General features: G+C 68.9%; 21 protein-coding genes. 9 read left to right on the forward strand and 12 right to left on the reverse strand.

Going from position 1 to position 26,847, the window contains the following annotated elements:
* The first annotated feature begins 13 nt into the window (after nt 1-13).
* The 5 genes from urtE (at nt 14) to ACYQML_RS02740 (ending at nt 4,843) form a co-directional block, all read left to right on the forward strand.
* Nucleotides 14-766 carry an urea ABC transporter ATP-binding subunit UrtE gene (gene urtE / locus ACYQML_RS02720; protein ID WP_056422257.1) on the forward strand — a complete coding sequence of 251 codons (753 nt, stop codon included), beginning with the start codon at nt 14-16 and terminating at the stop codon, nt 764-766.
* 53 nt (nt 767-819) lie between these two features.
* A complete protein-coding gene (locus tag ACYQML_RS02725; RefSeq protein WP_461234623.1) occupies nt 820-1,836 on the forward strand; it encodes an alpha/beta fold hydrolase in 1,017 nt (338 codons plus the stop codon).
* A gap of 114 nt (nt 1,837-1,950) precedes the next feature.
* Complete coding sequence (gene fmdA / locus ACYQML_RS02730) at nt 1,951-3,180, forward strand: formamidase (protein WP_056422266.1); 1,230 nt, start codon at nt 1,951-1,953, stop codon at nt 3,178-3,180.
* 241 nt (nt 3,181-3,421) lie between these two features.
* Nucleotides 3,422-3,739 carry an FmdB family zinc ribbon protein gene (locus ACYQML_RS02735; protein WP_018041701.1) on the forward strand — a complete coding sequence of 106 codons (318 nt, stop codon included), beginning with the start codon at nt 3,422-3,424 and terminating at the stop codon, nt 3,737-3,739.
* A gap of 75 nt (nt 3,740-3,814) precedes the next feature.
* Nucleotides 3,815-4,843 (forward strand): aliphatic amidase, encoded by a 1,029-nt coding sequence (locus tag ACYQML_RS02740; RefSeq protein WP_018041700.1) that lies wholly within the window; start codon nt 3,815-3,817, stop codon nt 4,841-4,843.
* Nucleotides 4,844-5,134: 291 nt separating this feature from the next.
* Here the strand turns inward: ACYQML_RS02740 and ACYQML_RS02745 are convergent, their stop codons facing one another.
* Nucleotides 5,135-6,835 carry a sensor histidine kinase gene (locus ACYQML_RS02745; protein WP_461222108.1) on the reverse strand — a complete coding sequence of 567 codons (1,701 nt, stop codon included), beginning with the start codon at nt 6,833-6,835 and terminating at the stop codon, nt 5,135-5,137.
* Nucleotides 6,836-7,083: 248 nt separating this feature from the next.
* Between ACYQML_RS02745 and ACYQML_RS02750 the strand changes: the two genes are divergently transcribed.
* Together ACYQML_RS02750 and ACYQML_RS02755 are read left to right on the forward strand one after the other, a co-directional pair.
* Nucleotides 7,084-7,971 carry an aldose 1-epimerase family protein gene (locus ACYQML_RS02750; protein ID WP_461234624.1) on the forward strand — a complete coding sequence of 296 codons (888 nt, stop codon included), beginning with the start codon at nt 7,084-7,086 and terminating at the stop codon, nt 7,969-7,971.
* The gene (locus ACYQML_RS02755) at nt 7,968-8,654 is read left to right on the forward strand and encodes a TenA family protein (RefSeq protein WP_461234625.1); all 687 of its coding nucleotides are present in this window, start codon (nt 7,968-7,970) and stop codon (nt 8,652-8,654) included. The genes ACYQML_RS02750 and ACYQML_RS02755 overlap by 4 nt, the downstream gene beginning before the upstream one ends.
* Here ACYQML_RS02755 and ACYQML_RS02760 read toward each other — a convergent pair.
* Both ACYQML_RS02760 and ACYQML_RS02765 read right to left on the reverse strand, forming a co-directional pair.
* Nucleotides 8,627-9,484 (reverse strand): class II glutamine amidotransferase, encoded by an 858-nt coding sequence (locus tag ACYQML_RS02760; RefSeq protein WP_056422280.1) that lies wholly within the window; start codon nt 9,482-9,484, stop codon nt 8,627-8,629. The two genes, ACYQML_RS02755 and ACYQML_RS02760, sit on opposite strands and share 28 nt — an antisense overlap.
* Nucleotides 9,485-9,756: 272 nt before the next feature.
* The gene (locus ACYQML_RS02765; RefSeq protein WP_461234626.1) at nt 9,757-13,389 is read right to left on the reverse strand and encodes an autotransporter family protein; all 3,633 of its coding nucleotides are present in this window, start codon (nt 13,387-13,389) and stop codon (nt 9,757-9,759) included.
* A gap of 289 nt (nt 13,390-13,678) precedes the next feature.
* Here ACYQML_RS02765 and ACYQML_RS02770 point away from each other — a divergent pair, with 289 nt between their 5' ends.
* A complete protein-coding gene (locus ACYQML_RS02770) occupies nt 13,679-16,231 on the forward strand; it encodes an ATP-binding cassette domain-containing protein (RefSeq protein WP_461234627.1) in 2,553 nt (850 codons plus the stop codon).
* Nucleotides 16,232-16,339: 108 nt separating this feature from the next.
* Here the strand turns inward: ACYQML_RS02770 and ACYQML_RS02775 are convergent, their stop codons facing one another.
* A complete protein-coding gene (locus ACYQML_RS02775; RefSeq protein WP_461234628.1) occupies nt 16,340-16,732 on the reverse strand; it encodes a RidA family protein in 393 nt (130 codons plus the stop codon).
* A 267-nt stretch (nt 16,733-16,999) separates the two neighbouring features.
* Here ACYQML_RS02775 and ACYQML_RS02780 point away from each other — a divergent pair, with 267 nt between their 5' ends.
* Nucleotides 17,000-18,193, forward strand: a complete 1,194-nt coding sequence (locus ACYQML_RS02780) for a L,D-transpeptidase family protein (RefSeq protein ID WP_461234629.1) — start codon at nt 17,000-17,002, stop codon at nt 18,191-18,193.
* Between the two features lie 269 nt (nt 18,194-18,462).
* Here ACYQML_RS02780 and ACYQML_RS02785 read toward each other — a convergent pair whose 3' ends face one another.
* The 8 genes from ACYQML_RS02785 to proB form a co-directional block, all read right to left on the reverse strand.
* Nucleotides 18,463-19,689: a divergent polysaccharide deacetylase family protein gene (locus ACYQML_RS02785; RefSeq protein ID WP_461235645.1), complete on the reverse strand. Its 1,227-nt coding sequence runs from the start codon at nt 19,687-19,689 to the stop codon at nt 18,463-18,465.
* 157 nt (nt 19,690-19,846) lie between these two features.
* A complete protein-coding gene (locus ACYQML_RS02790; RefSeq protein ID WP_018041691.1) occupies nt 19,847-21,169 on the reverse strand; it encodes a S41 family peptidase in 1,323 nt (440 codons plus the stop codon).
* The gene (locus ACYQML_RS02795; protein WP_461234630.1) at nt 21,169-22,545 is read right to left on the reverse strand and encodes a murein hydrolase activator EnvC family protein; all 1,377 of its coding nucleotides are present in this window, start codon (nt 22,543-22,545) and stop codon (nt 21,169-21,171) included. Before ACYQML_RS02795 ends, ACYQML_RS02790 begins: the two co-directional genes overlap by 1 nt.
* Complete coding sequence (rlmH, locus tag ACYQML_RS02800) at nt 22,542-23,042, reverse strand: 23S rRNA (pseudouridine(1915)-N(3))-methyltransferase RlmH (RefSeq protein ID WP_461234631.1); 501 nt, start codon at nt 23,040-23,042, stop codon at nt 22,542-22,544. Before rlmH ends, ACYQML_RS02795 begins: the two co-directional genes overlap by 4 nt.
* 32 nt (nt 23,043-23,074) lie before the next feature.
* Nucleotides 23,075-23,506 carry a ribosome silencing factor gene (gene rsfS, locus ACYQML_RS02805; protein WP_461234632.1) on the reverse strand — a complete coding sequence of 144 codons (432 nt, stop codon included), beginning with the start codon at nt 23,504-23,506 and terminating at the stop codon, nt 23,075-23,077.
* 73 nt (nt 23,507-23,579) lie between these two features.
* On the reverse strand, nt 23,580-24,191 hold the full coding sequence (locus tag ACYQML_RS02810) for a nicotinate-nucleotide adenylyltransferase (protein WP_461235646.1): 612 nt from the start codon (nt 24,189-24,191) through the stop codon (nt 23,580-23,582).
* Between the two features lie 35 nt (nt 24,192-24,226).
* Nucleotides 24,227-25,525: a glutamate-5-semialdehyde dehydrogenase gene (locus tag ACYQML_RS02815; RefSeq protein WP_461234633.1), complete on the reverse strand. Its 1,299-nt coding sequence runs from the start codon at nt 25,523-25,525 to the stop codon at nt 24,227-24,229.
* Nucleotides 25,526-25,632: 107 nt separating this feature from the next.
* On the reverse strand, nt 25,633-26,784 hold the full coding sequence (gene proB, locus ACYQML_RS02820) for a glutamate 5-kinase (protein WP_461234634.1): 1,152 nt from the start codon (nt 26,782-26,784) through the stop codon (nt 25,633-25,635).
* Between the last annotated feature and the right edge of the window lie 63 nt (nt 26,785-26,847).

A 26,847-nucleotide genomic window follows, 5' to 3' on the forward strand; every position in this document is an offset into this window, starting at 1 on the left:
CAGGACCGGCGCCATGCTTCAGACCAGTTCCGCCTCGGCCACCCTCCCGCCGGCGCCCGCCCTCGGGGCTCAGCCGATGCTGGCGATCCGCGACCTGCACTCAGCCTATGGCCAGAGCGAGGTGCTGCACGGCCTCGACATCAGCATCGCACCCGGCGAGATCGTCGCCGTGATGGGCCGCAACGGCATGGGCAAGACCACGCTGATGAAGACCCTGATGGGGATCGTCCCGGTGAAGTCCGGCACCATCACGGTCGACGGCCGGGACATCACCGCCCTCAAGAGCCACCAGCGCGTGGCGGGCGGCCTCGCCTACGTGCCGCAGGGCCGGATGATCTTCTCGGCCATGACGGTGCAGGAGAATATCGAGACGGGCCTGACCGTCACCAAGGAGCGCAAGGTTCCGCAGGACCTCTACACGATGTTCCCGGTCCTGCTGGAAATGAAGGCAAGACGCGGCGGCAACCTCTCCGGCGGTCAGCAGCAGCAACTGGCCATCGCGCGGGCGCTGGCCAGCCGGCCGAAGGTGCTCCTCCTCGACGAGCCGACCGAGGGCATCCAGCCCTCGATCATCCGCGAGATGGGACGGACCCTGAAGAAGATCCGCGACGAGCGCGGCCTTTCCATCGTCGTCTCGGAGCAGGTGCTGAGCTTCGCCCTCGACGTCGCCGACCGGGTGCTGGTCATCGAGAACGGCCACATCGTCCACGAGGCGATGCGGGCGGATATCGACGAGGCACAGGTCGCCCGCTTCCTCTCGGTCTGATCGCCGGGGCAGCATCCGCCCGCCGTTCCGCAACACAGCTCCAGGGAGCCCCCATGGCGGATTACGAGATCTTCGAACTCGGCGACTATGTGCTCCAATGCGGTAAGACGCTGCGCAAGGCCAAGCTCGCCTTCAAGACCTTCGGAACGCTCAACGCGGCCAAGGACAACGCCATTGTCTATCCGACCTGGTATTCGGGCCAGCACACGGAGAACGAATGGTTGATCGGGCCGGGCAAGGCCCTCGACCCGGACAAATACTTTATCATCATCCCGAACATGTTCGGCAACGGGCTCTCGTCCTCGCCGAGCAACACGCCCGCCCCCTGGGACGGGCCGCGCTTTCCCAATGTGACGGCCTACGACAACGTCGTGGCCCAGCACCGCCTCGTCACCGAGCATTTCGGCATCGAGACGCTGGTGCTGGTGACGGGCTGGTCGATGGGTGCGCTCCAGACCTACCATTGGGGCGCGCTCTATCCCGACATGGTCCCGCGCATCCTGCCGTTCCAGGGTTCGGCCAAGTGTTCGCGGCACAACTTCGTCTTCCTCGAAGGGGCGAAGGCCGCCCTCCAGGCGGACGCCGCTTTCGCGGAGGGCTGGTACACCTCGCCGCCGAACAAGGGGCTGCGCGCCTTCGGCCGGGTCTATGCCGGTTGGGGCCTGTCGCAGACCTTCTACCGGATCGAAGCCGACCTGACCCATATGGGCTACGCGTCCCTGGAGGATTTCCTCGTCGGGTTCTGGGAAGGCCTGTTCTACTCGCGTGACGCCAACGATCTGCTGGCCATGCTCTGGACCTGGCAGAACGGCGATATCGGCGCCAACCCGGTCTTCAAGGGCGACACCAAGGCTGCGCTTGCCGCGATCCGCGCCAAGGCGATCCTGATGCCGGCCTCCACCGACCTGTACTTCCCGCCGGAGGACAACCGGATCGAGGCGGAATCGATGCCGAACGCCGAGTTGCGGGTCATCGAGACCTGGTGGGGCCATTTCGCCGGCGGCCCCGGCACCAGCCCCGACGACATCGCCACGCTCGACGCCGCGCTCAAAGGGCTGCTCGCGAGCTGAACGCCGGGCCGCGCCGCCAAGGGCGCCGCCGGCCATCGTCCACGGCCCGCCGGATGAGCCGGCCGGCCCAAACGGGGCGCACGCCCCGGTCATGCCAGAGGGAGTCGAACAACGATGGCTGAGACCCTGATCAAGGTCGACCTGACGCAGTCGGCCTACGACAACGACATGGTCCACAATCGCTGGCACCCGGACATTCCGATGGTGGCCATGGTCAAGCCCGGCGATGACTTCATCGTCGAGACCTATGACTGGACCGGCGGCTTCATCAAGAACAACGATTCCGCCGACGACGTGCGCGACATCGACCTGTCGATCGTCCACTTCCTCTCCGGCCCCATCGGCGTCGAGGGCGCGGAGCCCGGCGATCTCCTGGTGGTCGATCTCCTCGATATCGGCGCCAAGCCCGAGAGCCAGTGGGGCTTCAACGGCTTCTTCTCCAAGAAGAACGGCGGCGGCTTCCTCGACGAACACTTCCCCCAGGCCCAGAAGTCGATCTGGGACTTCGAGGGCATGTTCACCAAGTCGCGCCACATCCCCGGCGTGCGCTTCCCCGGCCTGATCCATCCCGGCCTGATCGGCTGCCTGCCCGATCCGAAGATGCTGGACACCTGGAACACCCGCGAGAAGGCGCTCTACGACACCAATCCCGGCCGGGTGCCGGCGCTCGCCACGCTGCCCTTCGGCCCCACCGCCCATATGGGCCGGCTCAAGGGCGAGGCGAAGGACAAGGCCGCGGCGGAAGGCGCCCGCACGGTGCCGGGTCGCGAGCATGGCGGCAATTGCGACATCAAGGATCTGTCGCGCGGCTCGAAGATCTACTTCCCCGTCTACGTGCCGGGCGCCGGCCTCTCCATGGGCGACCTGCATTTCAGCCAGGGCGATGGCGAGATCACCTTCTGCGGCGCCATCGAAATGGCGGGCTGGGTCCATCTCAAGGTCAGCCTGATCAAGGACGGTATGTCGAAATACGGGATCAAGAACCCGATCTTCAAGCCGTCGCCGATGACGCCCAAATTCGACGATCACCTGATCTTCGAGGGCATCTCCGTCGATGAATACGGCAAGCAACATTACCTCGACGTGACCGTGGCCTACCGGCAGGCCTGCCTCAACGCCATCGAATACCTGAAGAAGTTCGGCTATTCGGGCGCCCAGGCCTATTCGATCCTCGGCACCGCCCCGGTCCAGGGCCACATCTCCGGCGTCGTCGACATCCCCAACGCCTGCGCCACGCTCTGGATTCCGACGAAGATCTTCGACTTCGACATCAATCCGGGTGCGGACGGGCCGATCAAGCATATCGACGGCTCGATCCAGATGCCGCTCTCGCCGGATCTTTGAGAGGCGGTTCTGCCCTTCAGTCGAGCGCGTCCCCCTCCTCCTTGTGGGAGGGGTTAGGGGTGGGGGTGGCTCCGCCAGCCTCCAGAGGTCGAGGGTCACCCAACCACCCCCACCCTCGATCCCTCCCCAAAAGGGGGAGGGAAGGCGCGCGACGCATGCGATGCATGAGACCGAAGGCCCTTTAGGGGGAAGTACGTTTCCCCCGTCGCGTCGCCCATTGTCGATCCTTCAAGAGGCCCCCATGCCCGTCTACGATTATGCCTGCGACGCCTGCGGGCCCTTCACGGTGCTGCGCCCGATGGCGCAGTTCAAGGACCCGCATGACTGCCCCGATTGCGGCTCGTCCTGCGGCCGTGCCTTCCTCACCGCGCCCAACCTCGCCTCCATGGATGCGGGACGGCGCAAGGCGCATGCGGTCAACGAGCGGAGTGCCCACGCGCCCCGCAAATCATCGGGACACGGGGCCGGCTGCGGCTGTTGCTCGGGGGCCTCGAAAACCAAGCAGCCGGCGGCCGCCAAAAGCTTCCCCAACGCGCGGCCGTGGATGATCAGCCACTGAAAGCTGCCACACCCTCCCCCTCTGCGGGGGAGGGAAACGGCGCATTGCACTCCCGAATCCAGGAGAACCCCACCCATGATGCACGGCGACATTTCCTCGAGCAACGACAGCGTCGGCGTCGCGGTCGTCAACTATAAGATGCCGCGTCTCCATACGAAGGCCGAAGTCCTGGAGAACGCGCGGAAGATCGCCGACATGGTGGTGGGCATGAAGTCTGGCCTGCCCGGCATGGATCTTGTGATCTTCCCCGAATACTCGACCCACGGGATCATGTACGACGGCAAGGAGATGTACGAGACCGCATCCGCCGTGCCCGGCGAGGAGACCGCGATCTTCGCCGAGGCCTGCCGGAAGGCGGGTGTCTGGGGCGTGTTCTCGCTCACCGGCGAGCGCCACGAAGAGCATCCGAACAAGGCGCCCTACAACACTCTCATCCTGATGAACGACCAGGGTGAGATCGTGCAGAAATACCGCAAGATCATGCCCTGGACCCCGATCGAGGGCTGGTATCCGGGCGATTGCACCTATGTCTCGGACGGGCCGAAGGGCCTCAAGATCAGCCTCATCATCTGCGACGATGGCAATTACCCCGAGATCTGGCGCGACTGCGCCATGCGGGGCGCCGAACTCATCATCCGCTGCCAGGGCTACATGTATCCGGCCAAGGAGCAGCAGATCCTGATGTCGAAAGCGATGGCTTTCGCCAATAACACCTATGTGGCTGTGGCCAATGCGGCCGGCTTCGACGGCGTCTATAGCTATTTCGGCCATTCGGCGATCATCGGCTTCGACGGCCGGACGCTCGGCGAATGCGGCACCGAGGAAATGGGCGTTCAATATGCCGCCCTGTCGAAGTTCCTCATCCGCGACGCCCGCGCCAACATGCAGTCGGAGAACCATCTCTTCAAACTGCTGCACCGTGGCTATACGGGCATGATCAACTCGAAAGAAAACGAGCCCGGCAAGGCCGATTGTCCCTACGACTTCTATCGTCGCTGGATCGAGGACCCGGCCGGCACCCGCGAGGCGGTTCGCGCCATCACCCGCCCCGATCTCGGCACGCCGGAATGCCCGATCGAAGGCATCCCCAACGCCGCCAAGTAGGATTTTTCGAAAAGCCTGTTTGCGGTGGTTGTCCAAGGTCTTACCTCATCCTGAGGTGCCGCGTAGCGGCCTCGAAGGAGGGCTCCAGAGATCGCGCGATGACTGCAGGGCTCCTTCGAGGCCCGCTGACGCGGGCGCCTCAGGATGAGGGGGCTGATTGGATGATCGACTTTGGCCGATGATCGACTCGGGCATGAGCGTCCGCCGAGAAATTTGATCGAGCAGCCTCTAAACCAGGTCTCGATGAGCCCGATCCATGCGTCGCGCTGATCGAGACTTGGTTTGAGTAGATCAGTGGAAGCGGACCGTCGGCGCGGTCTCGATCGGCACGTCGATCCGGCAGCGCAGGCCTTCGGCTTGGAAATCGAGCTCGACCGAGCCCGCGAGTTCGCGGGCGATGCCGCCGGTGATGAGCCGGGTGCCGAAGCCGCGGCGCTTCGGCTGCGCCACGGCCGGGCCGCCGCGTTCCCGCCACTCGATTTCCAGCCGCCGCCCACCCATGCCATCCTCGGTGACGCGCCAGATCACCGACAGGCGGCCCTGGCTGCCTGAAAGGGCGCCGTATTTCGCCGCGTTGGTGGTGAGTTCGTGGGCGGTCATTCCCAAGGCCAGCACGTAGCGCGGCGGTAGGTCGATATCGGGGCCGACGAGTTCCATATGGTCCGCCGAACTGCGGTAGGGGCTGAGCTCGTTCTCGAGCACGGCGCGGAGCGGCGCGCCGGTCCAGTCGTCGCGGGTCAGGAGATCGTGGGTCTTCGACAGAGCGAGGATGCGGCCCTCGAACTGCGCCGCCTGCTCCTCGCCGCCGCGCGATTGCCGGGCGAGGGACTGGACCGTGGCGAGGGTGTTCTTCACCCGATGATTCAGCTCGTGCATCATCGTCACCTGCTGTTCCTGCAGGCTGCGCGTGCGTTCGAGCTCGGCCCGCAGACCGTCCTCGTGCTTCTCGAGCGTGGCGGCCATGGCGTCGAAAGCCTGGCCGAGCTGGCCGAATTCGGAGCGGCCCGTCAGGCCCGACCGGGCGAAGAGCTGGCCGGAACGCCAGGCGCGGGACGCCTTCAACAGCCGCCGCACCGGCTTGCGGATGAAGACGCGGCCGCCGATCAAGGCCGCCACGATGGCGACGAGCGTCCCGAGGAAGATCAGGATCACGCCGCGCCGCGTCGCCGCATCGATATCGGCGAAGGCGGTATCGCGGGCGAGGCCCACGGCGACGGTCATCCCGTCGAGGGCGCCATCGGGACGGACCACGCTGGTGATGCGGCGGATTCCATTGAGACCGGGCATCTCGACGGCGCTTCCGAGGGTGCTGGCCCTGTCCAGACCGGACGCGAAGGCGGCCGGCATCGTCTGACCGACCCAGGAGCCGAGATCGGGATTCTGGACGATGATGGTGCCGCTGCGGTCGGTCACCGTCACGGCGGCGTCCTTGGGCAGCCCGGCATGGGCCAGCCGCTCGCCCAGCCAGGCGGGATCGAAGCCGAAGATGAGCAGGCCGGAGGACCTGTCGCTGGAATCCCGGATCGGATAGGCGAACTGGATGGTGGGAACCCGGCTGCCGCGACCGACCACATATTCCCCGATCACCGGCACGCCCGACTGCATCGCTTTCTGGAAATAGGTCCGGTCGGCGATGGAATAGGCGCCCCGCTCCATTCCCAGGCTGTTGCAGACGAGCTGCCCCTTCGCATCCGCCACGATGAGGATCGTGGCACCCGACAGCTTTCGGATGATGGAGCGCAGGAAGCTGGTGCACCCCGCCGCTTCCTGGTCGCGGATGAACGGAGCCTCCGCGAGGATATCGAGGAGCTGGCGCATGCCGCTGGCGAACTGGGTGAGGTCTTCCGCCACCGCGCGGGCGTTGCGCATTGCCGAGGCCGTCACGGCATCCTCGCGGGCGCTGCGCAGCGCGTGCTCGTTGAAGCTCTGGACCGCGATGGCAGGGACGAGGGCGAGCACGACCAGCGCGACGATACGGGATGTGAGCGTCATGACGGGAGGTCGGCCATGGGGAACGTTTCAGCCAGACGGACCCGGTTCGGCCGACCGAATCAGCTTGGCCATAATACTGTATGCCTGACTTGGCGGACCAGCCGTATGGGCAATTTGGCGCGGCGCCGGGATTTCTCCGTGACGGTGAACGCTTAATCGTCCCTGTCGAGGCTGGACCGGCGCTCCGCCTGCGGCCACAACCGCGTCAGCATGAAAGCCCCGAGCGTGACAGCACCGAGGAAGACCACATGAGCGACCGCATCACTCTCAAGGCAGGAGACGGCACCGTGGCGGTGGTCGCGGCCTCCGGTGCCGAGCCCGTCTCCTGGCAGGTGGGTGGGCGGGAGTATATCTGGAACGGAGATCCGGCGCATTGGAACCGGCATGCGCCCTGGCTCTTCCCGGTGGTCGGCGCCTCGTCCGGCGGCGTGGTCCGGGTGGATGGCACGGCCTATCCGATGGGCCAGCACGGCTTTGCCCGCGACCTGCCCTTCACGATCGTCTCGCAGAGCGACGACAGCGTCACGTTGCGCCTCATCGAGAGCGAGGCGACGCGCGCCCGCTACCCCTATCCGTTCCAACTCGACATCACCACGCGGGTCGGCCCGGCCCATCTCGATTTCGAGATCTGGATCGAGAATACCGGCGGGACGAACCTGCCCTACGCCCTGGGCTTCCATCCGGCCTTCCCCTGGCCCTTCGCCGGCGGGGAGCGCAAGGCGGGTGGCGGCTACGCGGTGGAGTTCGAGCACCCCGAACGGGCGCTGGCGCCGGAGGTGGGGGATGGCGGCCTGCTCCTGCGCCAGGAGCGTCCGTTCCCCCTCGAAGGCCGCATCCTGCCCCTCGATCCCGACCTATTCGCCGAGGCCATCGTCCTGCGCGATGCGGCGAGCGCACGGATGCGCTTCACCGCGCCCGACGGCAGCGCCATCCGCATGGATGTCTCGGATTTCCCGCACCTCGCCATCTGGACGAAGCCCACGGCGCCGTTCCTGTCCCTGGAATGCTGGACCGGCCATGCCGATTGGGCCGGGTTCGACGGCGACCTGACCCGCCGGGATTCACAGCGCCTCATCGCCCCCGGCCAGCGCGTCCGCCACGGGGTCAGCCTTACCCTGGAAGGTCCCCGCTCATGATCCGCCCCGTCGACGAGAACGGCTTCTCGGCCGAAGCCTGGGCGCGCAACGAGACGGCCTACGAGGCCATCCGGACGATGCCGTTCAATGCCGAGCTCGCCGCCGGCACCCTCGGGGAGGCCCGCTTTCGCCACTACATCCTGCAGGACGCGCATTACCTCATCGGCTTCGGAAGGGCGCTGGCCCTAGCGGCGGCGAAGTCGCCGGAGCCCGAGGGCATCGTGCAGTTCGCCAAGGCCGCCGAGACGGCGATCGTGGTCGAGCGCTCCCTCCATGGCGGCTTCTTCCGGGATTACGGCATCACGGCCGAGACCTTCGCGGCGACGCCGCTCTCGCCGGCCTGCGACCACTATGTCTCGTATCTCCTCGCCACGGCCTATGCCGAGCCCTACGAGGTCCTGCTCGGCGCCCTGCTCCCGTGCTTCTGGATCTATGCCGAGATCGGCACCGACATCCTCCTGTCACGGGCAGGCACCGGCAATCCCTACGCCGCCTGGATCGACACCTACGCGGGCGAGGAATTCGGCACCGCCGTCGCCGAGATGATCGCGACCACCGATTCCGCGGCGCTCGGGGTCTCGCCCTCGCTGCGTGAGCGGATGCACCGCGCTTTCTCCCGCGCGACGCAGCTCGAATGGATGTTCTGGGACAGCGCTTACCGCGAGGCGGCCTGGCCGGTCTGACCGTCGGGACGCCCGACCCCGGAACAGGGCGGAGGAATTCGCACCGGCTTCGGCACTCCCGGCTTGACGATGCGGACGATGCCGTCGCGCAGGGAGAGCATGTGGCCGCGCTCCACATCGGTCCAGCACTCGTCGCGGGTGAGCGCCTTGGTGGCGATGACCGTCACCACGTCGTCGGTCCGCGTCTCCTGCGCGAAATCCACGTGCCAATCCTCGTCGATGAGGGTCGCGGTGCCGAACGGCGCGCAGCGGGTGAGGTAGCACAGGCGCTTGCCGCAATGGGCATAGAGCGTCCGGCTGTCGCTGAGCAGCATGTTGAACACGCCGAGCCCGTGCAGCTCGGCGCAGAGTTCAGCGACGGCATTGTCGAGCCGCGCCGGGCTCGGCAGGCTCGGATAGCGGGTTTGCAGCCGGTCGAGCATCCAGCAGAACGCGTATTCGCTGTCGGTGGAGCCCACCGGCTTGAACCAGGTCAGCGGCCACTTCTTCACGCCCTTGAGTTGGCCGTTATGGGCGAAGGTCCAGCGCCGGCCCCAGAGCTCACGGCTGAACGGATGGGTGTTCTCGAGCCCGACCCGCCCGCGATTGGCCTTGCGGACATGCGCGATCACGATCCGGCTCTTGATCGCGTAGTCGCGCAGCAGCTTGGCGAGGACCGAACGCGCGCTCGGCTCGGGCTCGTGGAAGGCGCGCGCGCCCCGCCCCTCGTAGAAGGTGATGCCCCATCCATCGGCGTGAGGCCCGGTCTCCCCGCCGCGCCGGGCGAGGCCCGCGAAGGAGAAACGGATGTCGGTGGGCACGTTCGCGCTCATGCCGAGCAATTCGCACATGGAGGTTCGGGGACTTCGCGTGGGAGGAACGGGTGGGCTTGCGGAGGACGGAGTCCTTGGGGAGACCGCCAAGCTACCCACTCTAGAGGATTTTCCCACCCGCGGGAGCCGGTAATCCTTCCGAAACGCTCCGCTTCACGCAAACAGCCTTCCACGCGCAGAAAGCCTTGGTCGGCACCGGGAAAGCGCGCGACCTTCGGAGGCCATTTCCTCCTGGGATGTAAACGCCGCCGGACCCGCGCGGTCCGGCGGCGCAATGTCCGCCGTAAGGTTCAGAACCGATAGGTGAAGTTGCCCTTCACGGCATGGTCCTGCGCCCGCTCGCCCACCTGGCCCGTATAGGACACACCGAGCGTGGTGCCGCGCGCCACCCGCACGTCGAGCCCGGCTTGTGCCACCAGGGCGTCCCGGCCGATCGGCGTGCCCGTGGTGAGGAAGCTCGGCCCCGTGCCGAAGCTCAGGAGGGCTTTGGGCACCACGTCGCCATAGGCCCGGCGATAGCCAACCAACCCGTTCAGCGAGACCGGCGCACCGGACCCGAGATCGAAGCTGGTCTGGCCGCGCAGGCCCAACGTCGAGGTCGCCACCTCGGTGGTCTGCGCCGCGCTCGTCAGCGCCGCCAGCCCACCCGCTTCGGTGAAGCGGTCGCGCCCGATCGACACGTAGGCCCCGCCCAGGAAGGGCTCGATATAGGTCTGCTGGACCGGGGCCGGAGCCGCCCCGCCCTCGGCGACCAGGACGGGCTGGGCAGCGCCCAGGAAGAAGCGGTAGCCCACCTCGCCGAAGCCCTGCACGGTGGAGCCGCCGTAGCGGGCCGTGTCGTTGTCGGAGAACCCGGCGAAGCTCACGACCCGGCTCATGCGGCTCGACTGGTCGGCATAGACCGCACCGAGGCGTAGCGCGAAGGCCCCCCGCTCGAAGCCGCCATAGACTCCGCCGAAGCCGCTCTCGATCGTGCCCGATGAGAGGCGCCCTGCGCTGTCGAGGCTGGTCGCGGTGTAGCCACCGGCCACGCCGAGGCGGAAGCCGGTCTCCAGACGGAGATCCGCACCGAGCACGAACCCGGAGGTCTGGCGCGAGAGCCCGGCGGCGTTGCCGTCGCTACGGGCCTGGCCGAAGCTGCCGAAACCCTGTCCCCAGAGCCCGAACACGCGCGGGTCGAGAACCCGCACGGGCACGGGCGCCACCGGAGCGGACCGACCCGGCAGGTCGGCCGTGTAAGTGGCCGGCAGGCTGCCGTAATCGGCGACCTCCGCCGCGCCCCAGCGCAGGCGGTCGAGGATGGCCTCGCGGACGAAGAAGGCGGTCTCGAACTGGGCGCTCGCGGCACTGGCGTGGATGTCGCCGGTGAGCGCCCCGAAGGCGGCGCGCGCCTCGGGCGTGCTCAGTCCGACGGTGCGCCCGTAGAGGGCGGAGCCCGCGCCGCCCGCCTGGATGGCGTCGGCGACGCCGGCCTGATTGCGGGTCTGGGCGATGGTGGAGAAGGCGATGTCGTTGCGGGTCAGCGTCAGGTCGACCGCCCCCGCGCTGTAGCGGAGGGTCGGGGTGAGGAAGGCGAAGTTGGAGGTGACGCCGGCGAACTGCCCCGTGACGCCGCGGGCGGCGGTCAGGACGGTGTAGCTCGTGCGCGGGTCGTAGCGGCCCGCACCGGCCAGCACCTGGACGGTGCCGCCGTCGAGGGTGGCGGTGCCGGTCGCCGCGACGCGGTCGGACTGGCCGGCGGCGTTGGCTTCGACCTGCAAGGTGGAACCGCGCGCGAAGCTGGCATTGCCGGCCACGTTGAGGGTGCCGATGGAATTGCCCGGCGCCACCGCCGCGCCGGACCGGGCCACGAGCCCGCCCACCGTGCCGGTGCCGCCGATGGCGGCGCCCTCGCCCACCGTCACCACGGAATGCGCGAGGCTGCCGTTCACGTCCAGACGCCCCTGCGCGACGCCCGTGAGGCCGCTGAACGTGCTGGTGCCGGTGAGGTTGAGAGTACCGGATCCGGCCTTGGTCAGGATGCCGGTGCCGGCGATGGAATTCGCCAGCGTTCCATCGTTGGACTGGTCGAGGATCAGGCTGGCATTGTCGGTGATGGCACCCGAGCCGAGGCTGGCGGCGGAGGCGACGAGGGTGCCGCCCGCGATGGTGGTGCCGCCCGAATAGGTGTTCGTGCCGGTGAGGGTGAGCGTACCGGTGCCGGCCTTCGTCAGGGAGCCGGTTCCGCCGATGTCGTTCCGCCAGGTGTCGCTGGCGTCGTACCCGCCCTTGGCGGCGTCCATCGTCACCGTGACGGCGCCGTTGAAGGCGCCGTAGCCGTCCGCCGCCGCTACGAGATTCAGGCGGCCCCAGCCGTCATAGGTGTTGCCGTCGAGCAGCGGGTAGCCCGAGGACAGGCCCGTCGTCGCCAGCACCTCCCGACGCTGGGCGTCGCTGAGGTAGGGGAAGCGGGTGAGAAGGAGCACCTGCGCCTGGACCGGCACCTCGGCGGCCGTCAGGGGCGTGCTGGGTCCGGTCGGCTGGAAGCCGTAGGTCATCCGGGCGGTGTAGTCCGCCTTGTTCTGCGCGGCGTTGCCGAAGGAATCGGCCGCTCCGGAGGCCGCTCCTGCGGCGAGGCACCCCGCCACGGTCCCCGCCCCGCAGCTCGCGGCCAGATAGGATTGGGTCTGCTGGTAGGCCTGATACACGGCGTAGGCGCCGGCATTGGCCGGGTTGGTCCAGTCGATCCGGTTGCCGGCCGCGTCGTAGAGGGCGGCGTAGATGTTGGTGGCGGCGATCGCCGTCGACTGCATCCGGCCGCCCATCACGTCGAGGGGCGAGTGCATGCCGGTCAGGATGCGGTTGTTACCGAGCTCGGAGGCACGGGTCAGGAGTTCCTGCATCCGCTGCGGGACGAGGAAGCCGACACCGAGGCTCTGCAGATAGCCGGAATTGGTGTGGCCGCTCGGATAGCCACCATCCGCGTAGGCATTCGTGGTGTTGGTGCGGGGGTTGAGCAGCGTCGGCACGTCGACCGCCGTGCTGACGCGGAACGGACGGGGCGAGGTCCCGATTCCCGGAACATACTCGCCGACCCCGAACGTCGTCGGGTTGAAGGCGCCGGTGGGGCCGAAGGAGCCGACATTGGGAGCCGTCAGCGGTCGTCCGCCATTGGCATCGATCATCTCCTGGGTGACTGTGAAGCCCTTCACCCAGCGCTCGGTCGTTCCGTAGACCGCCGGAACGGGGAAATTGGAGAGGTAGCCGGGCACGACGAAGTTCGCCGTGTCCGCGGTGGTCAGGCCCGCCTTGTTCGTGATGGCGTTGTAATCGTTGAAGCGGGGCGCCAGGGGGTCGATGGCCGGATTGGGGCCCTGGTAGCGCCCGAAGACCCGCTTCGACGGTTCCGTCGAAGCATTGGCCCGGACCGTGTTGTCGATGAAGCTGACCGCCGCCGCGAGGGGTGTCGCCGTCCCGTCGCCGAAGCTCGTCGCGCCTCCGCTCGCGCTCGCGCCGGTGCTGAGGTTGGCCGCGTAGTCGGCCAGCGTCGTCGTCGCATAGGTGGTCGGCGTGAGGCTCGTCGGCCGGGTGCCGGTGAACGAGGCCCCGGCCCCGGTGAGGTAGGCGGAGGTGAGGGGGCCGAGCCCGTTCAGGATGCTGTAGGCCTGTACGGTGCGGTCGTCATGGATCGCCGCCAGGGTCTGGTCCGCATTCCGGGCCTGCGTCATCCCGACCACCGTCTGGTAGTTCTGGATCATGACGGCGGGATTGGACGTCATTAGGCCGATGTAGCTGTCGAGGACGCGCGGAATGACCGTCCCGGGGACGACCGAGGTGCTGTTCGTGAAGCCGATGCCCGGCGAGGTCGGAATCTGCTGCGCCTGCGCACCGACCGGCAGGAGGCACGTCGCGGCAAGCAGGGCGGTCTTGAGTGGTGTGGACACGGAAGCCTCGCACGGAAAAAGGCAGCAGCCTGTTGGCGGCGCGGTGCTAGCTTGGCCGTAAGACGATGCCGTGACGAAAATCGCCTGGCGCGAACACGGCAGGGCATTCGTGGCGCGCATGTAGCGCCGGATGGCTGCTTTCGGCGCCATGGACGAAGGCTGAAGAACGGCGCCGGGAGAATGGCGGCATGGCCCGCCGAGGTGCGCCCCAGCGCTTTCGCCGCCGCGCCCGATCCTCTAAGCCCCTCAGCGAGCCTCGGTTTCCCGGGGCGATTTGCACAGAGTGCCGATGGACCGGGATCCGATCGCCTTTACCTGGCGGACCGCGCGGAGCGAGCATGTCGCCGCGGTCGGGCTCGCGCTCGGTCTCGGGGGGCCCCTCGCGTTTCTCGCGCTGCTGTGCATGCGCGACCTCGTGGGCGTCCAGGTCCACGATACCGAAGCGGCGGGCCGGTTCCTGCGAATCACCGCGACGCTGCCCTGGCGGACGGGCGACGCGGAGCCGTTCGTCGCCTTTGCCGGCTGGGCCCTGCCCACGGCCGACCTCGTGCGCGCGGCCTTCCTCGGCCTGGCGGCGGCGGCCCTGGCCTCGGCCGGCCTCGGCTGGGCGGTGGCGCGCCTCTGCTTCCAGGCGCAGGCGCGCACGGTGGCGGCCCTGCATGGTCGGGTCACCGAGGCGATCCTGCGCGCGCCGCCGAGCGCCCGCGACGAGGCCCGCGCCCTGGCGCAGATCCTGGCCGACATGCTGGGCCGCCTCGACACCCTGTTCGGACTGGCGGTCCTGGTGCCGGCGCTGGCGATCGGCAGCGGGATCCTCGCCCTGATTCTCGCCGCCCTCGCCGCCCCGCGCCTGATGCCCACCGTGGCCGTCGGCCTCCTGGCATCCGGGCTCGCCCGCGCCCTGATCCAGCGGCGCGTGCACGATCGCGCGGCTTTGCGTCTGCGGGCCGGGGGCGCGGCGGGGCGGGCCCTCGCCGATCTCATCCGGCGGATGCCGGCGGTACGCGCTCACGGCGCGGCGGCCTTCGAGCGCAGCCGCCTCGCCGCCAAGGGGGCCAGCACCCGCGACGCGTTGGCGGCATCGGAATCGCGCCTCGCCTATGCGCGCGCGCCGTCCACGGCGCTCGTCATCCTGCTGCCTGCCATCGTCGTGGCGGTGGCGCTCTGGCGCGGGCACGACGGCACGACGATGCCGGTGGAGCCCGGTGCCCTGGTGGCGGCCGGCGGCGGCTTCGCCCTCGCCGTTCTGGCCCTGGCGGTGACACTACGCCTGCGCTCGATCCATGAGGCCGTGGCGCCGGTCTTCCGGGATCTGGCGGCGACGCTCGTGTCCCTCGAAGGGCGCGGCGGCAACAGGCCCGGCGCCTTCGCTGCGCTGCCGAAGGGCGGGGAACTCGCCGCGTCCGGCGTCGGCGTCTACGATCCCGCCAGCGGCGAACGCCTCGCCGGCGTCGACGTCACCGTGGCGATGCCCTCCCACCTCGCCATCGTGGGCGAGCGCGGCAGCGGCGCGCGGGCGCTGGCCGCCCTGCTGGCCGGACAGCTCGAACCCACCGCGGGCGCGGTGACCTATGACGGGATCGACCTGCGCAGCCTCGACCCGGCCGAGCGCGCCAGCCACATCGCGCTGGCCGGCGCCGAGGCGATCCTGATCGAGGGCACGCTGGAACAGAACATCCTCTACGGCGCGGCGCGGCAGGAAAAGCCGTCCGAGGCGGACCTCATCGAGGTGCTGCACCTGACCGGGCTCGACACTTTCGTCTATGCGCGCGGCCTCGAGGGAACGGTCGACCCGAACGCCGAGCCCGGCATAGCCGATTCCATCGTCTCCGCCCGCCACGCCGTGCGGGAGGCCCTGGCAGAGGACAAGGCGGCGCGGCTGGTGGAGCCGTTCGATCCCGCCCGTTACAACCATCAGGCGACGGTGGGCGAGAACATCCTGTTCGGCGAGGCCGTGGGACCGGCCTTCTCCGGCAGCCATATCGCGGCCCATCCCTACCTGCGCGCCGTGCTCGAGGCCGAGGACCTGACCCGGCCCTTCACCGAGATCGGGCTCCAGGTGGCGCGCAGCACCATCGAGATCTTCGCGGACCTTCCGGACGACCACCCGCTCTTCGACGCGTTCTCGCTGTTTCCCGCGGCCGAGCGCGGGTTCTTCGAGGATCTCGTCAGCCGTCAGCCGGAGGCGAAGGGCTGGCGCCGGGGCCCGGCGGGCCAGCGCGACCGCAAGCGCCTGATCGGATTGGCGCTTCGCTACAGCGAGACGCGACACCGGTTCGGCCTCATCGACGCCGCCTTCGAGGAGCGCATCGTCGCCGCACGCCACTCTTTCGCGCGGCTTCTGCCGCAGAACCTGCGCTCGGCGGTGGAATTCTACGATCCCAACCGGCTGAACCCGGCCGCCAGCCTGGAGGAGAACCTCCTCTTCGGCCGCATCAACGGCGAGGAGGCCGGGGCGGAGCCGCGCGTGCGAGCCCTGGTGCGCCGGGTCCTCGTGCAGCAGGGCCTCGAATCAACCGTCTACCGGCTCGGCCTCGCCAGCCGCGTGGAGCCGGGCATGGGCGGCGGCGGGGCGAGCCTCGGGGAGAACGCCATCGGCTCGCGCGAGCGCATCGGCATCGACCTCGCCCGCTGCCTCGTGCGCAAACCGGACATCGTGGTCGTCGCCATCGCGCTGGACGACGGCAAGGCCGCCGAGATCAGGACGCGCCTCGCCAGCCTGCGCGCGGCGCGAGCCGGCCGCGGCCTCATCGTCTGCCTGCCAAGTACCGATACGCTCGACGCGAACGATCCCTTCGGCGCGGTGCTGCATGTGGAGCGCAACACGGTGATGGCCGCCTGACGGGGCCGTGACACGCCCCTCCTCGTCGCCGGTGGCCCGTCCGACATTGCCGGCCGCTGTCCCCTCCGGTCCGCTTCGCCACGCCGCTGCCGCTGACCAGTGGCGTGGCTAGGCGGGCAGGAACGCCATCGCATCCACCTCGACCAACATGTCGGGGAATGCCAGCGCCGCAACGCCGATCAATGCGCTGGCCGGTGGGCATTCGGCGTCGATCCAGCGATCGCGCACCGCCCGGATGATTGGGAGCTGGCTTGGATCATAGTCCCGGACATAGATCGTGAGACGCGCGACGGCGCTGAAATCGGCGCCCGCCGCGTGGAGCGTCGCCTGCATATTCCGGAACACCCGATCGAGCTGGGTCGCCAGATCCCCGCTGACCACTTCGCCGGCGTCATCGAAGGGGACATGGCCCGAGAGAATGAGCAATCGGCCCTCCGAAACCAGCATCGCCTGCGAGATGCCGGGAATCGAGGGACCGGGCGGATTGATGGGTCGCAGCATCTCGATGCTCCATTGCCGGCATGGGGTGACAACCCACGAATGCTAGGCCGACGATATCTCCCTCCGATGTGATCTTCGCGACAGAGCGTCCCTCGACCCGCCGAACCTCCGCATTCCCGTCGGCGTCAGTGATCGTCGGTCGACCAAAGAAGAAGGGCGGCGGCGCTTCCCCTATTGCCGCCCCATTGGGATGGGATAAGCAAGGCTTCGTGCACCCTGTTGCACGGTGTCGGCGGTCGGTCGGCGCATCCCTCTCCAGGGCCGGGCATGGTCGTTCTACCCTCGCCAGTCGTACAGCGCCGCGCCGTTGCCTGGCTTCTCCTGCTGGCTCTGGGGCTCGCCGCGCCGGACATCGCACGGGCGCAATCGGCCAAGGCCACGGCTCCGATCCCGGCGGCGACCCTCGCGCTGATGAGCCAGAAGGGCACCAGCGCCTCGGCGCCGGTCCTGTTCAGAGCCTACAAGAAGGAATCCGAGATCGAGGTCTGGAAGAAGGCCGCCAGTGGGCGCTTCGTCCATATCAAGACCTTTCCGATCTGCCGCTGGTCGGGCCAGCTCGGCCCCAAGCGCAAGACCGGCGACCGCCAGACGCCGGAAGGGTTCTACTCGGTGCCCCCGCGCCAGATGAACCCGAATTCGAGCTACTACCTCTCCTTCGATGTCGGCTACCCCAACGCCTATGACCGCGCGCACGGCTTCACCGGCTCGGCCGTGATGGTCCACGGCGTCTGCTCGTCGATGGGGTGTTTCGCCATGACCGACCAGGTCGTGGGCGAGATCTACGCCATCGCGCGCGATGCTTTCGCCGGCGGACAAGCGGCGTTCCAGTTCCAGTCCTACCCGTTCCGGATGAGCGCGGCGAACATGGCCCGCTACCGGACGGACCCGAACATCGCCTTCTGGCGCCAGCTCAAGGAAGGTTCGGACCGGTTCGAGGCGACGGGCGAGGAGCCGAACGTCACCGTCACCGCCGGCCGCTACGCCTTCCTTCCCTACAAGGACCCCGCCCTGGAATCGCTGGTGACGGCGCGCCGGGTGCAGGAGGAGGCGCGCATCGCAAGCCTGGTGGAGGATGGGAGCGCTGCCGTGCGCACCACCTATTCGGACGGGGCACAGCATCCCTTCTGGGCCGCCCTCTCCGCCAAGGGCGTCTCGCTCGGCGATGTCAGCCGGCCCGAGGCCCTCGCCTATGCCGGCCAGGACGTGATCGTGATTCCGGCCCAGCGCCGCCCAGTCCTCGTCGCCGAGGCGGTCTGGTCGCGCTGGATGGTGGCGGCTTCGGTTCCCGCGCTCATGCGGGTGCGCGGGTTCAAGCCGGCCTACGAGACCGAGCCGTCGCGCTTCGCCGCCCTCGTCATGCGCTACGATCAGACCCTGCCGACGATGCTCTCGGCCTCCCTCACCGGACAGATGCCGGCCCCCGCCCCGCCGGCCATCATCGAGACCCTGGCGCAGCGCTAGCCTTACGGATAAGCGGGTTCCCCTCTCCCCGCGCGCGGGGAGAGGATCACAGGCACCTTGTCGTGCCTATGATGAGCGGAGCGAGGGTGAGGGGGCGAAGTCGGAGAAGACTCCTTCGGAATCGCCCCCTCACCTTCGGCTGCCGCCTCGACGCGCTCCCCGACGAGGGGGAGACGCGTCCCTCTCCCCGCAGGCGGGGCGAGGGGATGCTCACGCCCGGACCGCACATGGTCGATCAGCTCAGCCGAAGGACTCAGCCGCCGCCCCTCTCACGGTCCCGCGCTCGACAGCCGCGCGGGCGGCGCTCCCCGCAGGGCGGTGCTGACGGGGACGAGGCGAACGCCGCGGGCTTCGAGGTCACGCGCCCAGCGGGCGATCCGCTCGATCGTCATCGGCATGGCGCCCGCCGAGGCCAGCGCGAACCCGTTCGCCTTGGCCTGGGCCTCCAGCCGGGCGAGTTCGCGGTCGATCGCGTCCGCCTGCGGCAAGGCATCGAGGACGATCTCGGCGCGGGCAACGGGGATCTTGAGCTTGCCGCCGAGAGACGTCGCCAGCGAGCGCGACGACGCGCCGTCATCCACGAAGCCGAGCCCCCTCGCGCCGATCTCGCGCAATACCGGCTCGAAGGCCGCGGCATCGCCTTCGAGCTTGGCTCCCATGAAGTTCACGAGACCGACATAGCCTCCGAACCGGCTCATGACCCAGGACAGACGGTCCAGGTTTTCCGGCGGCCGCGAACTCGTCAGCATGGTCTGCGGGCCGGGATCGCTGTCGGGATAATCGAACGGCTCCATCGGGGCCTGGACCAGGATCTCGTGGCCGAAATCGCGGGCGCGGGCGACGCTGCGTTCGAGATCGCCGCCATAGGGTGAGAAGGCGAGGCTGATCGCCGGCGGCAGCTTGGTGATGGCGCCCGCCGTCGCGGCCTGCCCGACGCCGAGGCCCGTGACGAGAATGGCGATGCGCGCGCCCGGCGCGCCCGCATCGGGATCGGGGCGGGCATAGACGTCGAGGGGCCGGCCGCGGCCGTCGCCGATCTTCGGCACGCTGCCATGACGGCCCCGCTCCAGCAGGCGAGGATCGGGGGCGGCCAGGCGTACGGGCTCGCTGTCGGGCACGCGGATGATCACCGCATCAGTGGCGGCGGCACCGGCCGGCCGCACCACACGGACGCCCGAGGCCGTCTCGACCTCGCCGGCCGAACGCGGCGCCGGCGACGCGGGCGGAGGCTCGGGGGCCTTCGCCACGGGAGCAGGGGCCGCCGGTTCGCGCAGGGTGATCGCCGCGAAAGCGGCGGGCTCGCCGCCCTGGGGATCGCCGGTCACGGCGAGGATCGTGATTCCGATGGCGAGGCCGGCCGCCGCGAGGGCGACCAAGGTCGGCGGGCTCATCCGGGGCATCGAGACACCGCGCAGCCGCTGGCCGAGCGTGCGGGACGCCGCAGCACTCTTGGTTCCCAGCGGACGGGTCAGGATGTCGTCGGTGGCCACGGTCAGCCGTTTCCCTGAGGGCTCGCGAACGACCGAGGCGGCCTTATCGTGTGAGAAACGAAGCGGCCCGCCGAGTCGGTCTGACCGACATTGCGGGCCGCGCTGGTTAACGTTTCTTTAAATCCCGCGACACCGGTCGCGTTTCAGGATGGAGCCGTGATCGTCAGTTCGGAACGGCGGCCTTCGGCGTGTTGGCCGCGCCCTTCTGGATGCCGCGGATGAAGTCGACGGCCGCGATGAGCTGCTTGTCCTTGGCCGGATCCGGCGGGACGTAAGCCGACGAACCGCCGCGCTCCTCGACATCCTTCTGCTTCAGGTGGCCCTTCAGGCCGGCCTCGCCCTTGGTCTCGTCCTTGCCCTTCAGCTCGTCGGGGATCTCCTGCAGGACCTCCTGGTCCGGCTCGATGCCCTTGGCCTGGATCGAGCGGCCCGACGGCGTGTAGTAGCGCGCCGTGGTGAGACGCAGGGCGCCGCTGCCGCCCAGCGGGATGATCGACTGGACCGAGCCCTTGCCGAAGGAGCGCGTGCCGAGCACGGTGGCGCGCTTGTGATCCTGCAGGGCGCCGGCCACGATCTCGGAGGCCGAGGCGGAGCCGCCATTCACCAGGACGACGATGGGCTTGCCCTTGGTGAGGTCGCCGGACTTGGCCGAGAAGCGCTGGGTCTCGTCCGGGTTGCGGCCACGGGTGGAGACGATCTCGCCCCGGTCGAGGAACGCGTCGGAGACCGACACCGCCTGGTCGAGGAGGCCGCCCGGGTTGTTGCGCAGGTCGAGGACGTAGCCCTTCAGCTTGTCCTGGCCCACTTCCGTGGAGAGCTTGTCGATGGCGTTGCGCAGGCCGTCATAGGTCTGCTCCGTGAACTGCGTCAGGCGGATGTAGCCGACGTCGCCGCCCTCGGCCCGCGAGCGCACCGGCTTGATCTTGATGACGTCGCGGTTGAGCACGACGTCGATCGGATCCTTGGATTCCTTGCGGGAGATCTTGAGCTTCACCGGCGAGTTCACCGGTCCGCGCATCTTGTCGACGGCCTGGTTCAGGGTGAGGCCCTGGACCTGATCCTCGTCGATCTGCGTGATGATGTCGTTGGTGAGGATGCCGGCCTTGGAGGCGGGGGTGTCGTCGATGGGGCTGACCACCTTGATCAGGCCGTCCTCCATCGTGACCTCGATGCCGAGGCCGCCGAACTCGCCCTTGGTCTGCACCTGCATGTCACGGAAGCTCTTCGAGTCCATGTAGCTCGAATGCGGGTCCAGGGAGGTGAGCATGCCGTTGACGGCCGCCTCGATCAGCTTGGCCTCGTCGGGCTTCTCGACGTAGTCGGTCCGCACCTTCTCGAACACGTCGCCGAACAGGCTGAGCTGGCGGTAGGTCTCGGCGGAAGCCGCCACCGCGCTGGTCCCGGAGAGCAGATGCGTCTGGGTGGCGAGGAGTGAGGAACCGACGCCAAGGAACGCGCCGGCCAGGACTAGGGAAATCTTGCGCATTATCCGCGAACCTTCTCGCTGGGGCTCTTCGCCCACCAAGGCTCCGGATCGATGGAGCCGCCGTCTTTCCTGAACTCGACGTACAAGACCGGTCCGTCGCGGTCGCCCGGTGTGGCGCCCTGGCCGCCCTCACCCATAGCTGCCACCGGTTCCCCCGCAAGCACGAACTGTCCGACCTCGACGTTGATCTGATCCATACCGGCCAGCAGCAGATAGTAGCCATCGCCGGCATTGATGATCAAGAGTCGTCCATACGAGCGGAACTGCCCGGCGAACGACACCCACCCATCGGATGGAGAGGAAACCACCGCCTTGGGGCGGGTCGCGAGCGATATGCCGCGGGTGGTTCCGCCATTGCCGTCGGGCTGGTTGAAGCTGCGTAGCGTCGTGCCGCTCACCGGCTTCGGTACGTCGCCGCGTGTGTCCACGAAGCGGATCTTGGGGGCGAGCCGCGCGGGATCGCGCGCGCCGGCCGCCGCGAAACGCTCCTGGGTCGCCCGTGCTTCCTTCGTCTCGGCGGCGCGGGCCTCCTCCGCCGCCCGGCGGGCCGAGGCGACCTCGTTCTCCATCCGGTCGAGGAGTTCCTTCAGGCTTTTCGCCTGGACACCGAGCTCGGCCGTGCGCGCGCGCTCGGTGACGAGGCCGCTCTCGACTTCGGCGAGCCGGGTGCGGCGGGCCGTGATCAGGGCGTTGAGCCGCTGCTGCTCCCTGGCCCAGCCGGCGAGGTCGTTCTGCAGGCCCTCGCGGTCGGCGGCGATGAGCCCCCTCAACCGCACCATCTCGGTCAGGTCGGCGGCCAGGGTCTCGGCCTCGCCGCGCAATTCGGGCACCACGGCCCCGAGCAGCATCGAGGTGCGGATGACGGCGAGCACGTCCTCCGGTTGGACCAGGACCGCCGGCGGCGGCCTCCTCCCCATGCGTTGCAGGGCGGCAAGGATCTCGGCGATGACGCCCCGTCGGGCTTCGAGGGAGCGGCGGATGCCGGCTTCGCTGGCGGTGAGCGTCTTCAGGCGCTCCTCCAGCCGACTCATCCTGCCCTCCGTCGCCTGTGCCTGACGGGCGGCGTCGAGGAGGGCCGCGTTCAGCTTGGCCCGGTCCCCGGAGACCGAGGCGACCTCCGCTTCGAGCTTCGCGCGCGCACCGGTGGAGGCGGCGAGCTGCTCCTCGATCCGCTTCAGGTTCTCGGCGCGGCGGGCCTTCTCGTCGATGGCACGCTGGATCGCGTCGGCGGCGGCATCCTGCGGTTTCGGCGTGTCCTGCGGCTTCGGAATATCCTGAGCATGGGCCGGACCGAGGGTCAGCACCGCCACCGCCGCATAGGCAGCGATGCGGATCGCCCCGCCATCAGGCCCGCGCCGCGCGTATCCGCCCCTCATGCGTCGATGTCGCCCCGATGATAGGGATGCCCCGCCAGGATCGTCATTGTCCTGTACACCTGCTCCAGCGCCAGCACGCGCACAAGGCCGTGAGGCAGAGTGGCCGCCCCGAAGGCGAGGGAGAGATCGGCGCGCGCGCGCACCGCCGGCGCGAGCCCGTCGGCGCCGCCGATGGCCACGACCAGGGTCGCCGTGGCCGCGTCGCGCCAGGACGCGATCCGCTCGGCGATGCGTTCGCTGGTCCAGTCCGAGCGCCCGCGCTCGTCATAGACCAGCAGCACGCTCGACGAAGACGGGGCATGGGACAGGATCGTCGCCCCCTCCTCCACGCTGCGGTCGACGGCGCGCCGGGCGCGGCTCTCGGGAATCTCGACGACGTCGCAGGCGGTGAGGCCCAATCCGCGACCGAGTTGGACCGCTCGCTCGCGATAGCGGGATGCGAGGTCCCGTTCGGGTCCGGGTTTCAGGCGCCCGACCGCCGTCACGAGAAGACGCACGCGTCAGGCGCCCTGCGCCATCGGGCCGGTGCTCAGCCAGCCATCAGGTCGGTGGTGGGACGGTCCGCGCCCCACATCTTCTCGAGATTGTAGAAGCCGCGGACTTCCGGCCGGAAGATATGGACGATGATGTCGCCGGTATCGATCAGCACCCAGTCGCAGGCGGGCATGCCCTCGACCCGGGCCGTACCGAAGCCCTTGGTCTTCATTTCCTGCAGGATGCGGTCGGCGATGGCGCTGACGTGGCGCTGCGAGCGGCCCGAAGTGATGATCATCGTGTCGGCGAGCGAGGTCCGACCGGCGAGGTCGATCTCGATGGTCTCCTCGGCCTTCATGTCTTCCAGACAATCGAGCGCGAGCGCCTTGAGATCGCCGATCCGCTGATCGGTGGCGTGGTCGGAACCTGCGGTCCCGGAAGGGTGCGAATCGGTCAGTGTCTCGATTCCCGAAGTGAGGGCGGTCATTTTACCTGAACAATCTATAGTCTGGAGAGAGTGGAACGATCACTCTCCGTTTTCAAGAGTCGCGACGCACTCGTCATCGTCCGCCCCGGAGGGCCGTGGACGACAGGGTCGAGCGCGGGCCATGGAGAAACACCCAGGCCGGGGGTTCGAGATCGGCGAGGAGACCCGCATCCGATTCGTCGATGCGCCATCGTCCCATCGCCTGCGCCCCTCGGGCGCTCGGCGCCGTCAGGGTGAAGCCAGGCCTATCGATGATCGCGATCGGCATCGTGGCGGCGATAGCACGAAAATCGCGCCAGCGGTGAAATGCCGCGAGAGAGTCGGCCCCCATGATCCAGACGAAACGCACGGCGGGGTGGCGGGCCTGGAGGTAGGCGAGGCTCTGGCGGGTGTAGCGGGCGCCGATCCGCGTCTCGAAACCGGTGATGGCGATGCGCGGATGGTCGGCGACGGCGGATGCCGCAGCGATCCGCGTCTCGAGGGGAGCGAGAGCCGTGCGGTCCTTGAGCGGGTTGCCAGGCGTGACCATCCACCAGATGCGGTCGAGCCGCAGCCGTTTCAGCGCCACGAGGCTCACGTGGCGATGACCGAGATGGGCCGGATTGAAGGATCCGCCATAGAGGCCGATCCGCAGGCCGGGCACGGCGGGAGGCAGCCGGACGAGCCCCTCCGCCTCAAGCCGCACGGGTGGAGCCGGCAAGCAGCATCAGGCAGGCCGCATCAAGGGCGAGTCTGCCCGCGGCCATGGACCCGGTACTTGAAGGTCGTAAGTTGCTCCACGCCCACGGGACCGCGCGCATGCATGCGCCCGGTGGCGATGCCGATCTCGGCGCCGAAACCGAACTCGCCGCCGTCGGCGAATTGCGTCGAGGCGTTGTGGGTGACGATGGCCGAATCGACCTCCGCCAGGAAGCGCGCCGCCTCGGCGGCGTCGGCCGTGACGATGGCGTCGGTATGGTGCGAGCCGTTGGCCTCGATATGGGTGATCGCCGCGTCGAGCCCGTCCACCACCTTCACGGCGATGATGGCGTCGAGATATTCGGTGCGCCAGTCGACTTCGGTGGCGGCGGTGACCCGCGTATCCACCGCCTGGGTCGCCGCATCGCCGCGGACGCTGCAGCCGGCCTCGATCAGCGCCGTGACCAGGGGAGCGAGGTGGGTCTCCGCCACGGCGGCATCGACGAGCAGGGTCTCGGCGGCGCCGCAGATGCCGGTGCGGCGCATCTTGCTGTTGATCACCAGCGTGCGCGCCATGTCGAGATTCGCGCCGGCGGCCACGTAGACGTGGCAGATGCCGTCGAGATGGGCGAAGACCGGCACCTTGGCCTCGGACTGGACCCGCTCCACGAGGCCGCGCCCGCCACGGGGCACGATGACGTCGATGCAGCCGTCGAGGCCCGACAGCATGGCGCCCACCGCCGCGCGGTCACGGGTGGGGACGATCTGCACCGCGTCCGCCGGCAGGCCGGCGGCTTCCAGCCCCTCGCGCATGGCACGCGCGATGGCCATGGCGGTGCGGTGGCTGTCCGACCCGGCGCGCAGGATCGCGGCGTTGCCGGCCTTGAAGCATAAGGCGCCCGCATCGGCGGTGACGTTGGGACGGCTCTCGAAGATGACGCCGACGACACCGAGCGGCACGGCGATCCGCTCGATCAGCAGCCCGTTGGGGCGCTCGAACGCCGCGAGCTGGCGCCCGACGGGATCGGGCAGCGCGCCGATCTTGGCCACCGCATCGGCCATGGCGGCGAGGCGGCCTTCGTCGAGGGTGAGACGGTCGATCAGCGCCTGGGTCTGTCCGCTCGCCTTGGCGGCGGCGACGTCGCGGGCGTTCTCGGCCAGGATCGTGTCCCGGCTCGCCCTCAGGCAATCGGCCACCTGGCGGAGGGCGACGTCCTTCGCCTGGGCCGAGGCCTGGGCGATCTTGCGGGCGGCCGCGCGGGCGCGGTGGCCGATCTCCTGCATCTGCTCGGTGAGATCGGGAGCGGCGGCGAAATCGGATCTCAGATTCAGAACGGGCACGGTCTGTTTCCTCGCAGCTCACCGTTCAAGGCGATGGCGGCATGTTGACTGTGCCCTCATGCCACGCGCCGAGGCGGCAAAACAAGCACATTGCTTAATATTCGAGCCTATTCTCCCACCATCGCGAGGTCATCGCGATGCACCATTTCAGAACGGCCGGGATGAGTAAGCAATTCCGCGATCTCCCGACTCGGACGACCGATGATCTGTGCCGCCTGTGCACTGTCATAGGCCACAAGGCCACGCCCGAGGGTGCGTCCCTGCACGTCCCGGATGATCACCGCGTCTCCGCGCCCGAAGCTGCCCGACAATCCGGTGACCCCCACGGGCAGCAGGCTGGCCCCGCCTTGCAGGGCGCGGGCCGCTCCGGCATCGACCACGAGGATGCCGCGCGGCTCCAATGACCCGGCGATCCAGGCCTTGCGCGCGGCGACGGGGTTCGAGCCCGACAGGAACCAGGTGCATCGCCCCCCCTGCAGGATGGTGCGCAGGGGGTTCTTCTCGCGTCCGTCGGCAATGACCATGTGGGTGCCGCCGCTCGCGGCGATCTTGCCCGCCTCGACCTTGGTGCGCATGCCGCCCCGCGACAGTTCCGAGGCCGGCCCGCCCGCCATGGCCTCGATCTCGGGCGTGATCCGCTCGATGAGGGGCAGATGGCGCGCGTTCGGGTCGCTGGCGGGGGGCGCCGTGTAGAGGCCGTCGATATCGGAGAACAGCACCAGGACGTCGGCCCCGATCATGGTGGCGACGCGGGCGGCGAGACGGTCGTTGTCGCCGTAGCGGATCTCGCTGGTGGCGACAGTATCGTTCTCGTTGACCACCGGCACGGCCCGGACTTCGAGGAGCTTCAGCACCGTGGCGCGGGCATTGAGGTAGCGGCGGCGCTCCTCGGTGTCCTGCGGCGTCACCAGGATCTGGCCCGCCGCGATACCGTGATGGCCGAGCGCCTCGGCCCAGTAGCGCGCCAGGGCGATCTGCCCCACGGCGGCGGCGGCCTGGCTCTCCTCCAGGCGAAGGGTGCCGGGTGCGTAGCCGAGCACCGTCCGCCCCAGGGCGATGGCGCCCGAGGAGACCACGAGAACGTCGACGCCCCGCGCATGCAGATCGGCGATGTCCTCGGCGAGCGCCGCGAGCCAGGCATGGCGCAGGCGACCCCGCGCGCGGTCGACGAGAAGCGCCGAGCCGACCTTGATGACGACGCGGCGGAAATCCTGAAGGGAGGGGATCTGGGACAAGGCGGTTTGGGCAGAAGAGGTCATGGCACGGGGGTGTAGGCGAACGCGATATCCGTGTGAACGAAGTCCTCGCCCTTGAACAGCAGC

The organism is Methylobacterium sp. CM6244, from assembly GCF_054817885.1.